This is a genomic window from Paenibacillus chitinolyticus NBRC 15660 (genome assembly GCF_000739915.1).
Taxonomy (GTDB): domain Bacteria; phylum Bacillota; class Bacilli; order Paenibacillales; family NBRC-103111; genus Paenibacillus_F; species Paenibacillus_F chitinolyticus.
Map to the genome: position 1 here is coordinate 37,134 of NZ_BBJT01000010.1, position 12,068 is coordinate 49,201.

General features: G+C 45.5%; 15 protein-coding genes. 13 read left to right on the plus strand and 2 right to left on the minus strand.

Annotated elements, in window-relative coordinates; all coding sequences use genetic code 11:
• The 10 genes from PCH01S_RS21550 (at position 1) to PCH01S_RS21595 (ending at position 9,572) form a co-directional block, all read left to right on the plus strand.
• Positions 1-3,651 carry a hypothetical protein gene (locus PCH01S_RS21550; RefSeq protein ID WP_042232952.1) on the plus strand — a complete coding sequence of 1,217 codons (3,651 nt, stop codon included), beginning with the start codon at positions 1-3 and terminating at the stop codon, positions 3,649-3,651.
• Between the two features lie 11 nt (positions 3,652-3,662).
• On the plus strand, positions 3,663-4,124 hold the full coding sequence (locus tag PCH01S_RS29385) for a coiled-coil domain-containing protein (RefSeq protein ID WP_053228769.1): 462 nt from the start codon (positions 3,663-3,665) through the stop codon (positions 4,122-4,124).
• A gap of 1 nt (position 4,125) precedes the next feature.
• Positions 4,126-4,407: a hypothetical protein gene (locus PCH01S_RS21560; RefSeq protein ID WP_174446839.1), complete on the plus strand. Its 282-nt coding sequence runs from the start codon at positions 4,126-4,128 to the stop codon at positions 4,405-4,407.
• A 6-nt stretch (positions 4,408-4,413) separates the two neighbouring features.
• Positions 4,414-6,741: a phage tail protein gene (locus PCH01S_RS31120; RefSeq protein WP_053228770.1), complete on the plus strand. Its 2,328-nt coding sequence runs from the start codon at positions 4,414-4,416 to the stop codon at positions 6,739-6,741.
• Positions 6,742-6,809: 68 nt separating this feature from the next.
• Positions 6,810-7,277 carry a hypothetical protein gene (locus PCH01S_RS21570; protein WP_042232954.1) on the plus strand — a complete coding sequence of 156 codons (468 nt, stop codon included), beginning with the start codon at positions 6,810-6,812 and terminating at the stop codon, positions 7,275-7,277.
• A gap of 68 nt (positions 7,278-7,345) precedes the next feature.
• Positions 7,346-8,032: a hypothetical protein gene (locus PCH01S_RS21575; RefSeq protein ID WP_042232956.1), complete on the plus strand. Its 687-nt coding sequence runs from the start codon at positions 7,346-7,348 to the stop codon at positions 8,030-8,032.
• Between the two features lie 59 nt (positions 8,033-8,091).
• Positions 8,092-8,295, plus strand: coding sequence for a hypothetical protein (locus tag PCH01S_RS21580; RefSeq protein ID WP_042232958.1), 204 nt, complete (start codon positions 8,092-8,094; stop codon positions 8,293-8,295).
• 6 nt (positions 8,296-8,301) lie between these two features.
• Positions 8,302-8,601 carry a hemolysin XhlA family protein gene (locus PCH01S_RS21585; RefSeq protein WP_241688714.1) on the plus strand — a complete coding sequence of 100 codons (300 nt, stop codon included), beginning with the start codon at positions 8,302-8,304 and terminating at the stop codon, positions 8,599-8,601.
• Positions 8,602-8,617: 16 nt separating this feature from the next.
• On the plus strand, positions 8,618-8,896 hold the full coding sequence (locus PCH01S_RS21590; protein ID WP_042233284.1) for a phage holin family protein: 279 nt from the start codon (positions 8,618-8,620) through the stop codon (positions 8,894-8,896).
• On the plus strand, positions 8,883-9,572 hold the full coding sequence (locus tag PCH01S_RS21595; protein ID WP_042232959.1) for a M15 family metallopeptidase: 690 nt from the start codon (positions 8,883-8,885) through the stop codon (positions 9,570-9,572). Before PCH01S_RS21590 ends, PCH01S_RS21595 begins: the two co-directional genes overlap by 14 nt.
• 246 nt (positions 9,573-9,818) lie before the next feature.
• Here PCH01S_RS21595 and PCH01S_RS21600 read toward each other — a convergent pair whose 3' ends face one another.
• The gene (locus PCH01S_RS21600) at positions 9,819-10,046 is read right to left on the minus strand and encodes a helix-turn-helix transcriptional regulator (protein WP_042232961.1); all 228 of its coding nucleotides are present in this window, start codon (positions 10,044-10,046) and stop codon (positions 9,819-9,821) included.
• A 74-nt stretch (positions 10,047-10,120) separates the two neighbouring features.
• A complete protein-coding gene (locus PCH01S_RS21605; protein WP_042232963.1) occupies positions 10,121-10,306 on the minus strand; it encodes a hypothetical protein in 186 nt (61 codons plus the stop codon).
• A gap of 432 nt (positions 10,307-10,738) precedes the next feature.
• On the opposite strand from PCH01S_RS21605, the gene PCH01S_RS21610 reads away from it, so the two are divergent.
• From PCH01S_RS21610 to PCH01S_RS21620, 3 genes are all read left to right on the plus strand, one after another.
• Positions 10,739-10,972: a helix-turn-helix domain-containing protein gene (locus PCH01S_RS21610; RefSeq protein WP_042233286.1), complete on the plus strand. Its 234-nt coding sequence runs from the start codon at positions 10,739-10,741 to the stop codon at positions 10,970-10,972.
• A gap of 101 nt (positions 10,973-11,073) precedes the next feature.
• On the plus strand, positions 11,074-11,328 hold the full coding sequence (locus PCH01S_RS21615; RefSeq protein ID WP_042233289.1) for a helix-turn-helix domain-containing protein: 255 nt from the start codon (positions 11,074-11,076) through the stop codon (positions 11,326-11,328).
• 13 nt (positions 11,329-11,341) lie between these two features.
• Positions 11,342-11,674, plus strand: coding sequence for a YolD-like family protein (locus tag PCH01S_RS21620; RefSeq protein WP_042232964.1), 333 nt, complete (start codon positions 11,342-11,344; stop codon positions 11,672-11,674).
• Positions 11,675-12,068: the final 394 nt, after the last annotated feature.

Here is a 12,068-nt window from a genome sequence, read left to right on the forward strand (position 1 = left end):
ATGGCCTTTATTCCACGAATTATTGAGAAATTCCTGGATTTCGCCAACCTGAAGCGGCATAACGACAACTTCCAGGACATCGCCAACGAATTCACGGCCCTTGACGGCCGAATTCAAAGCAATACGGCGGCCATCGATAACCGGTACACGAAGGCCGAGGCCGACGCCAAGGATGCCGCGGTGTCTTCGGCGGCGCTAACCGCGCTGAACACACATAAAGCAAGTGGCGACCACGACGCCCGGTATTATACCAAGGTCAACATGCAGACTTCCGGTGGGTCATTGATTCATTGGGAGAACATTACGGACAAACCGAATTTCGCGGATGCCCGGTGGAAATCCCCGGTAAAGGACAAGGCGACGCTTGACGCGCTGCTTGTGGGGAATACAGATGGAGATATACGCCTTGTACTGGCTGATGAAACCGTGTACGAGTGGGATGCAGATACGGCCGGAGCTAATAAATGGCGGCCTATCGGGGCGATGGGAAACGGCCTTACGTCTCATAGTTCCCTGACCAATCTATCGAACGACGACCATAAGCAGTACCATAACGATGCCCGCGGTGATGCCCGGTATTATCGCAAGGATGAAATCGACGTTCAAATGGCCGGGAAGATCCAGCAGAACGGTAAATTGACCGGCGACCTGGATTTCTCCAGCCGGGAGGCGAAGAATCTGGTCGTACACCGGGCTGCTGTAGAACCGGCACAACCGGTTGAAGGACAGCTTTGGTATCATACGGGCAAAAAGGCGATGTACATCTATAAAGGGGCGACACTGGGATGGGTTGATATCTCCGGGAAAGGGGCCGTCATCCGAGATCAGGAATTCACCGCCCTCCCCGGACAAACCGTCTTTGACATCACCGTCGGCCGGTATGAAACGAATACTAACGCCATCACGGTCTATAAAAAATATGTCACTACTGGGACCTATGAGCTTGTGCCGGAAGCGGATTACACTGAATCCAGCGAAACGAGCTTCACACTAATAAAGGCGGCAGCAGGTGGCGAAGCGTACTATGTGAAGTTTTTCGAAAACTCACCAGAAGTCATCAACGAATCAGTTAAGCGGGACGGCACGCTACAAGTGAACTTGAATGCAGAAATGTTGAACGGTCGTCGAAGCACGGACTTTGCCTCTTCTATTCATGGAGCCAATCATGTGACTGGGGGAAGTGACGTCATCCCGAATGCCGTTTCGGGTGGGTCCTCGGGATTGATGAGCGGCGCGGATAAGCTGGCCCTAGATAACATCCAGAAGGATCTTGCTACTTCGACAAGCAAATCCATTACCTTGAATAAGCCGGTCCAAGTTGTAACAGCAGACCGGACTTCCAGACTTAAACTGGACAGATTTAAAGGCCGGACTCTTGTCAATCTTGTAGGACGTGATGGGAACTGCGAGGATGCGAGCCGATGGATCGATTACCAGACGTCACATGCGCTGGATACGACAAATTACGTATCAGGAAAATCGTCCCTTAAAGTCATCTTATCCAGCGGCTTCACCACTGGGTCCGCAATCACGGCGAACCCAGTCAGCTTTGTGGCATCGAAATATTATCTACTTGCTGGGTGGCTTAAAAACGGTAACGCCAATTACATGAACTTGTCGGTTTCCGGCCAGGGCGCAGCGACGGCAACCAATACGGCCACATCGACTTCCGCCTTTACGTTTGCATATAAGGCATTTACAGGAGTATCGACAACAAGTACAGGTATCAACGTGTCGGTAAACGGAGCAGCTGGGCAGTATGGATACGCCGACGAGGTAAGGGTGTATGAGCTTTCCAAAGCCGAATATGACGCAATTAGCGGCATGACAACAGAAGATATTGACGCGAAGTATCCCTACGTCGATGCTGTTCAGCATACCACAAACCCATACGTGATTCGGCTGGGGGAAAATTTAGTTCCTGCCTCGGACTCGTGGATCGTACCTGTGCCAACTCGATCCAGCATAACAGGACCTTATAGCACAACGATGCAGTACAATGCTTCTGAAAATGTGTATGTAGAGTTTTTTGTACCTGTCGTTCCAGGGCAACAGTACACGGCAACGGTCACAGCGGAACCCGCGAATGCAAGTCCCTATTATTACTACACGGATGCAAATAAAATTCGGCTCACTGCTATGCTTAGAGGTACAAGCGTTGCACCTGCAAAAGCTGCATTAATCGAATTCGTGATGAAGCCCGTCGATGTGAATTTAGATCCAGTCAGTGGGAACGTGATCTACTCGAATCCTGTCATTGCCCTGGGTGATGTATCGAAACCATTCAAACCTCGTGAAGACGATTATCTCTTCTTCCCAGATTTGAAATTGGCGGCAAATATGGATGGAAGCGTATCGGATGAGATAACGCAACGAGACGGAAAGTATTGGAAGAGATCATGCTTTACCGAAAAGGCAATCGACCCCAAAGATTTCGGCACCGTTAATGTCTTTAATTTAAGTGGATTCAAGGAAGTAGATATCGGGGGCTTCAAAGATACGGGGATTCGACCGCTGAATGCTTTTGGTGTCCGGTATGACGGTACACTTTTAAAGTACAGCCCGGGGGCAAGTACAGGGGCCAATTATTTCGATTTTAATGAAACGGCAACCCTATATATTACAATCCCAAATGCGGACAGCGGCTGGGGGGATAGTTATACGCCGACGGCCGACGAGGTAAAGGCGTATTTCTTAGGCTATAAAATGTACCTAGCCGGAGGACCTGGTAATGTTGACTATAATGGAACAGGAACTAAGGCATGGGCTTATCGAACATCGGCTGGATATCAGGAAGCAGGCATTACGTTACCGACAACGCAAGCACCGAATTATACACCTTACCGTATCGCTTTCCAACTCGCACAACCGGCTGAGACTGAGATCATCCCAGAGGGTAGCATCACCCTGCACGAAGGGCTGAATCATATTGAAACGGGCGTCGGATTATTCGTTCGAGAACATATGACTTCAGCGTCCAGCGGTAATTACTATACGAGCAATGATTTGGGAAATAGCTCCACTCTTTTTAAAAATCGGGTGCGCAAAGTGTGGTCTATTTACCGAAATAGACGCCAAGATAAGCAATGGAGTTTTAATAATCTGTCATCTTATGGACTCGAAAAACCTGTTATTGAGGCACAAAAATTCGACCCGACAGCCGTCTATGAAGTGACGTATCTAGCACTGGACCCGATATCCGCACCTTTATCCAGCATTACGGCCAGCACTGATACCAACCTTAAAAAGGTTGTAGACACGTTGGCACAGACGCAAGCGGATGTAGAAACACGGTTGAGCATGTTGGAGCGATCATCACCTAATAAAGCACAAGCCCAATGGATAACGGCAACTTTGCTAAATGGATGGGTGGTAAACGTGGTTTCTCCTGCATATATGCGGGATGGTTTCGGTTTTGTGCATCTAAAGGGTAGTACGAAAAGTGGCGCGGTTGCTGCCGGAACTGTGCTGTTTGTACTGCCGCCAGAATATCGAGCAAAGAGCTACGGACAGTATACGTTGAAATCTGATAACGGCACGAACGCGGTTTACGGGACGTTGGCTATTTCTGAGGACGGTAAAGTTACCATCTATCACAACATCGGTAACGCAGGTTTGTTCCTGGACGGAATATCCTTCCCGACATTTTAAGGAGGCAACCTATGAAAGAAGCAATCATAACGGACGCCCTGGGGGTGTTCCAAGAAACGACGCTTGTCGCTGATGACGTGACAGGCGTCTTTCCTATTTACGGATCGCCGGAGGAAGACAACGAGGAAGAAGTGCCGGAATCGGTCATTACCGGCTATCAAATCGCGGTATCGATACCGCCCGGATTGTTTACGCCGAAGTGGGATTTCGAGGCCGAGGCATGGACGGAGGCATTAAGTGCGGAAGAGATCGAAAAACTCAAAAACCCACCGCAGCCGGTAACCCTGCAAGATCGGGTTAGCCAACTTGAAACAGAAAACGCCAGCCTGAAAGCTTCCGCTGCTCGGGCGAATGCCGACCTTCAAGAGTATATGGAATTTTCCATGAAAGTACAGGAGGAGCAGAAAACGCAGCAGGCCAGAATGAACGCGGACTTCCAAGAACTAATCGAATTGTTAACACAGGAGGGATAACATGGCAGTACTCAGTTTTTTGCGTAACACCTATTGCCGGAGCATCTTTGTGTACGGAACAGACCGGTTTACCCCGAGAGACGGCTGCAAGGGCATCCGAGAGGAATACCGGGAGCCGGTTAAAGAATACTTTGCCGAAACCTACGAACTGTCTCATTTGCAAGCTGCTCTTGAAAGCGGTTGGATTAATCAGCAGGAATACGAGGAGACCGCAGCCCTCTTTCCGGAAGGAAATGAAGAGGCGACGCCGGACCAGACCAGTCCTCCAGAATTGAAGGAGTGATTATCCATGCTGAAGGTATTTGACCAAAATTTAACCCCGGTCGGCGTATTGCCAGACGCGAGCGATGTGGAACGGAAAAGGCGGCTCAATTCAGATTATGAGCTGTCTTTTTTGCTTCCCATGACCTCCCCGAATTATCGAGAAAAAGTCCGGCATAAAGGCCATGTGCAAGACGAACGGGGCCAGTACTATGTCATCAATGACCGGAAACGGGTCCGGGACGGCCGGAAGCTGACCGCCTTGATTGAGTGCAGCCATATTATGTTCAAGCTATCCGATTTCAAGATGCCGTATACCGGCTACATCGAAGAGGCTTTCGGGACGAATATCTTGACGCTGACCAATGCGATTACGGCGGCCACCGGCGGGAAGTTTCTCTTCTCGATAGACGACCAATTCGACAAGAAGGATATCAAGGATTTTGGGCGGGGAAATGCACTGCAAGCTCTTAATCAAGTCGTCAAGACCTTTGAGGCGGAAGTGGAGCCGAACAACTTTACGATTCACCTGAAAAAGAAGATCGGCACGGATACCGGCATGCAGTACCGGTTTAAAAAGAACATCGTCAGCAATACCTTTAAGGACAGCACAAGGGCGCTTGTAACGCGGCTGTATGCCCAGATGAAAGACGGATTGTCCTTCATCGGCCTTTCGGCCTCGGAGCTTACGACGGAAGAGTACAATCTGCTGAACACTATTCCGGGGGCTATTGTAGACGGGAAGATTCGAGTCAATTACCTGATATCCCCGTATGCCGGTTACTGGTCGAATACGACCAATACGTATTATGACGGCGAACTCATTAACCAGGACATTGAGGACCCGAAGGAACTGCTGGAGGCCACGCGAAAAGCGCTGAAGGAGCAAGAGGTCCCGTCCGTGGAAGTCTCCATTGAGGCGGCCGACTTGTTCAAGCTGGACAATTCGGAGCCGCGGCCGAATATGGGCGATCCAGTTTATTTGATCGATCCAGAAATGGAACTGAACAATATAACGGCCCGTGTCGTGGAAATTACCGAATATCCCTATGCTCGGGACAAGCATACCCAGGTCACGCTTGCTAATTACCTATTAAGGGATTACGCGGATATCATAGCCGATTTAGATCGTGCGAAGCAGATCGTGAACGACATTACGAGCGGGGCGAAGCTGCGGACGACCGTATTCGAGGCGTTTGCCAAGCAGGCGATTTATGACATCAATAGTTCAAAAACTGAAGTTAAATACGATCAGCGAGGAATCATCCTGGAGGATAAGAGCAACGCTAAGAATCAAGTCGTCATGTCCTCCAATGGGGTCTATTTAACCACGGACGGCGGGGTGACGCCACGGGCGGCCATTACGGCGAACGGGGTCGTGGCCGAAGTAATCGTCGGCGTGCTGGGACAATTCGTGCAGCTCAAAGCGAACCAAATCGTCGTGGGGTCACAGGGTGAAAAGATCGAAGACGGGCTGATTAAAAGCGCGGGCGAATGGAACAACAAGGTCGGGCAGAACACCCCGTACAACGGGGTTATTATCAATACGACAGACGGCGTATCCGTCATTCGGAGTGACAATAAGACCCGAGTCATCATGAATGCAACGGAAGGGTTCAAAATTCAAGGGAACGACGGCGGCGGATGGAAAGACAAGCTCTTTGCCGACCTGAACGGCAAACTAACCGCCGAGGACCTTGTGGCGAACCGGTTCATTATGAAAAACGGTGGCGACGTCCTTATCGACGGCAATACACGGACCATCGATTTCAGTAAATTTACGACAAAGCTTGGTACTATCTCCACGGCCAATATCGAAACGTTGATCGTCGGACAAAACGTAATTATGGGACCTAATGCGTACATTTCGTGGAATCAGGTTGCTGGCCGGCCGAACACGACTTACATTGATGCGAATGGGATCTATACGGGGAAGGTCACGGCCAATCAGATCGATACGAATGGCTTATCGGCACAGAGGATTTTCCAGGCAGGTAGCCCACAAAACTACGCACAAATCGGCGGTTCATATGGTGATTTTGTTATGTATTATAACAATTCGGAGCTTTTCAGATTTTACAACGGATTGGGCAACATACAATTTCAATTTTTAGGCTCTTCACTTTTGTCATTTGGCAGAGATGCTTATGGTCGTGATAGTGCAAACCCACTAAAAATCTGGGATTTCAGTTTAGCCACAGTGAGAGGAATATCGGTTAACGCAGTTGAGGGCCTCGAAGCTAGGTTAAGGTTTCTTGAAGATCGAGCGTTTATTGGAACCCGTAGGGAAGGTGGAAACTTGGTGTTTAGTAGTAAAAATTACTCGAATGTAGATTACGGTAACGTGGTTGGGTAACCAATATATTCCTATCCAGAAGAGAATGTAATATAATTAGGCTCAAATCATATACGAGGTGAGCCGTCATGATGAAAAAGTACTTGTATCTCTTATTTGGAATTTTTATTGGCTTGGGTCTTTCCTTAGGTATTGGTGCGCATGCTGAAGTAACTAGTATGATTGGTAAGGTTGTCGAGGGTTCATTTCCTGTTTTGATTAACGGGGAAAAATCAGAAAAAGACGCGCTTGTTGTTGATGGTACAAGCTATCTTCCTGTTAGATCCGCCGGGCAGTTATTTGGTTATGACGTTTCTTTTATAGACTCCCAAGTTATCTTAAAAGCGAGAGAAGGTGTAGTAAATTTGGAAAAACTCAGGAGTCTGCAACAAGAACAAACTCAAATTAATGATGAAGAGGCTGCTGCAAAACTAAAAAAATGGGAGCAAGAAAAGAAAGAATGGGATAAATGGCAAGAAGATCTAGAAAAAGAACGAGAAGAACATAAGAAGGATTTAGAGGAGTGGTTGGGACTTAGCGATAAAAAAGTTGAATAGTAGCAAGGAAAAGAATGGGAGTTGGAAATACAGTGGGAAATAGCTTCTTATCAAGGAAGACAAATAAGATGATTATTTTATTTTTATCTTTCTTTACATTGATTGGGTGTCTAGATAAAACTGTTACAACTAACCAGGAGCTTGTTCCTGAGAACGTTTCAAAGACACCCGACCCAGATATCGATACTGAAATATTTCATTTGAATGATAAAGAGATTCAGGAAGCAATAGAATTAGGAAAATCTCTTAATAGAGATTCCTATAAATCCTTTATAGAAAAAAACTACGCCTTAGAATCGACTAGTGACAATCTTGGAAGTTTATCTAAAAATAAACCAGTAGCAATGATCAGTACTCCATATGAAGAAATAGTTAGCGATTCCTATAACAAGTCACAAAAATTCGAGAAATACGATGTTGAAGATGCTAAGTATAGACTCTTACTTGGAGGATCGATATTTTTTTATTTTAAAACATATGGTGACGAGATCAGAGATTTCGATAATCTTCATGCTGTTCTGAAACAAGATGAAAGTATAGTACAACCGTATAAAGGAAAACTTACTAGTAATTCCACTGTTCCAGAGTTGACGAAGGAAAAGTCGCCTTATCCAGCATACACAAAAGTTATGATAGCACAATTTACCGACATCAAGAAAAATTTAGATCTCTCTAAACCAGTGGAATTAATCTTTATGTTAAATGGCAAAGAGCAAAGCGTCACTTACTCTATAGAAATCAGTAAGTACAAATAGTTAATAAATTTTGAAGCATTCTCTATTCAGAGAGTGCTTCTTATTTTAAGGAGGCAAACATGGCTATGGCTATAGTAAAAACCAAGTTGGAAATTCTTGTTGATCTGAGCGACCCGGTAGAAGAAATAAAGAGTTGCATTGTGGCTATCGTAAATCAGCACCCAGCAAAACAGAAGGAGATAATGCTTCAGGTAGACACTTGGGTCGGGGAGGCTTTGGCTCAGATGTCTTTACATGAGTCGGGTGAAGAAAAGGAGGGATAGGTTTTCATGGGGGCAGGTGGAGAACATCAAATGGAAGACATGAAAAAAATGCATGACACAATGGTGGACGTAAGATTGGAATTAAGAACTATTTCTGCAAAAGTTGACATCCTTACAGACGCATCTCGCAAGATCGAGGAAATTGAGGATGTAGCAAAAGGAGCAATGGATAGTACAAAGACGGCACATAAAAGGCTGGACAAGATCGATAAATTTATCACTTGGTTTACCACAACCGTCATTGGAGCGATAATCCTGGCAATTATGGGGTTCTTGATCCGAGGCGGTTTTAATTTGCCTAAATAAAAGGAGGAATTTTCAAATGAACTGGGAGACTGTAATTAATCTCATTGATTCAAGTTTTATTGTCGTGGTTGCTGCTTGTTGGGTTGTTGGGTATGTGCTGAAAAGCACCCCGCGTTTTCCTGATTGGTTGATTCCTTATGCTGTCGGCGTATTTGCAATTACATTTACAGTTTGGACAGAGGGGTTCAGCCCGGCAAACGTTTTGCAAGGCGTACTTTGTGCGGCAGCAGCAGTATACGGCGATCAACTCACGAAACAAGTAAAGAAGGGTGTGGGCAAGAATGCTGACTCTTGATTATGTGCTGAAAAAATCGGAATTCCGTTTGGCCGGTCTTCACCCCAATGTTGCCGCAGCTTCAAAGAGACTTATCGTGAATTGCTACAAACGAGGGGTCACTATTGTCATCACACAGGGCCTTCGAACATTTGAGGAACAAGACGCCTTATACTGCCAGGGCCGGAGCAAACCCGGCCCAAAGGTAACAAACGCGAAGGCGGGAGAGAGCTTTCATAACTTCGGCGTGGCGATTGATTTTGCTTTGCTAATGCCGGATGGGAAAAATGTTTCGTGGGACATGACCATGGATAGCGATGGAGATAAAATTTCCGATTGGATGGAAGTGGTTACTGAAGCGAAGCAACTCGGATTCTCTTGGGGCGGCGACTGGACGGGTTTTAAAGACTACCCCCATTTCGAAATGACATTCGGCCTGACAATCAAGCAATACCAAGCCGGGAAAAGACCGGCTGTAACCCTTATTCAAGAGGAGGATATGGAAGTGGAAGTATTGGTTTTTGAACATGATTGGATGTGGAAGCAGCTTGGGGATTCCTTAGATGGGTTGTACAGAAAGGGAGTCATATCGGACTACACTTGGGCCGAAAAAGCATACACCCGTAAATTGACCAAATCGGAGCTAACTTGGATTAATATTGTTATTTCAGCCCGTAACGCAGGCGTTAACGTATAAAGCCCCCATATGGGGGCTTTTTTTATTATTCGAGGGAGCCTTCTGTGCCGCTCAACGCAATGAATAAGAAAGCGAGTATGTAAACATAGAACAAAAGAAATATGACCAAGTTTCCGCATTCGCCGTCATCAGGCTCGCGTTTTCTCTTTTTCATACCGTTCCACCTTCATATAAATTACATATATTGTAACTTATGTGGACCTATAGGTACAATGCTCTCCGTAGGAGTGAGCGAAAATCTGCTCACTACCGCTTACCTTCTTCGATGTCAATCCATTCGTACAAGTCATCCATATAACAATTGAGAATTATTGCGGCTTCCCTAGACTTAATCAGGGATAAACGTTTTTCGCCTCGGACCACTTTAGAAACAAATGAATCTGAAAGGTTTAATCGTTGGGCCAGTTGTGCTTGTGTCATACCTTTACTGTCTAGGAGTACGGGTAAGCGGCTCCTCCCAATACGGAGCGCCAAAAATGTTTACCTCCCCACTGCTTATGTCTGACTCAAATTATAGGCGTGCAGCGGGGGAGGTGTAAAGTTACCGGTCACTCAGATACTTGATGGATCGCTATGATTTCACAAAGTTTTTTATTAATTACTTTAAGCGACCCTACATGACCCCATAAATCCAAGTCACTCGTTTGCATCCATCCACGTTTACCTTTTTCATCTTTAAAAAGTACATGCCACTTTTTCATAGCAGCCCACACCACCCACTGAAAAATAGTCAATGTTTATTTCCTCCGAAGCACTTTAACCAAGACCGCGACCGAAAGTGCTAAAGCCGCCAGAACAGCAATCCAGGTAATGACATTCATTTTCGATCCCTCCAGTTTACTTATATTTACTTCGTCTGCACGGAATGTTAAGATTGGGTGGAAAGGCCGGGGTGCATCCCGACCTTCCATAAGGAACTTTGACGTTTAGCGGCGAGCTCTACGTTTTTTGGTTCCTTTTTTCTTTGGCTTTTCGCGACGTAGAAGGATGATGGCTGTAATGCCCTGGATGATCGCCGTGATAAGCTGTACCCAATCTTTCATGTTAGAATCACCTCCATTCCATAAGGTGATACGTTTAACGTATCCCCTATAAATAATATAACATGATACGCAAAACGTGTCAAATGTAAATTGATACTTTTAACGTATCGTGTTAACATGAAAATGGAGGTGGTACCTTTGCCCTTGAAAGTCCACATAAAGCTTGATGAATTGATAAAAGAACGGGGTATTTCTCAACGGGAGTTGTCTCGATTAACTGGCATACGTCAACCCTCAATAAATGAAATGTGTAATAATACAACGCAGCGGCTTCCACTGGATAACCTCGGTATAATTTGTGAGGTTTTAAAAATCGATATAGCCGATATACTTGTATTGGTCAACGAAAGCAAATAATCTCATCCTTAATGGGTGGGATTTTTTTGTTGTTGAATAACGAACATATGATCCTATATAATAAGAACGCATGTTCCTTATTAGGGGGGGGGGTAATTGATGTGCTGAGTGATACCGAACGGAAGGTACTGCGCATCCTGTACAATTTTTCGAATATCCACCACTGTATGCCCGATCTTTCCGAGTTGGAGACTAAATCTGGGTACAACCAGGAAAATATCAAGCAGGCTCTGAGTACCTTGCGAGAACAGGGCTATATCATGGGCAAAAAGCTCTCGGAAGTTAAGATTATTGAAGGATGGCCTAGAGAGAAAAAGGAAGAAAAGAAAACGTACATAAACCCTTGGATGGACTGAGGAGGATGGCATCATGGGAAAGAAGTTAGAAGGTAATGGCCTGTACGAATCCAGCCGCATGATCCTGCCAGAGCATAAAGAGGCGATCCAGCGGCAGTTGAGGGACTTGAACAGGCGTACTAAGCCAATACTAGATGAACAGGCATGGGAAATGATGCTCCTGGAGATTGTCGATGCAAGGTCAGCGGGGAAAGAGATTACACTAGTAATTTTTGAACCCTTTGCGGATAAGGAGTTGCGCGGAAAGGTCACCAAGTTTGATATGCATCTGCGACGTGTCAGAATCGATTACGAGGATGATTGGGATTGGATTAAATGGGATGACATAGTGAGTGTACATATATAAACAAAAGGCCAGGGATGTTTTCCCTTGGCCTTTTTGTTTGCCGATGCTTTCGGTCGAATAAATCATACCATAAATTAACAAAATTGTACATTGAAAACTTGATGAAAAATTTCATGTCGAATCCTTCATTATAATATGTCGAAAATTCATATATCGTGTTTATGGTATGAAATCCTCAAACAACCGTTTATAATAACCATTGACCACCGATTTGACCACGTACTATTCAGTGCATTATGATATGTAACAAACAGAGCGAACATAAAACACTTATTAATGGAAGGAAAGGACATAAAAAACCTGTATTACCGTTGCTATTGAAAAAGGTGATAGCGGAGCTTCCGGGCTCTTCTTATGTTTCCATATGAAATTTCTATTAAAAACGATGATGTTA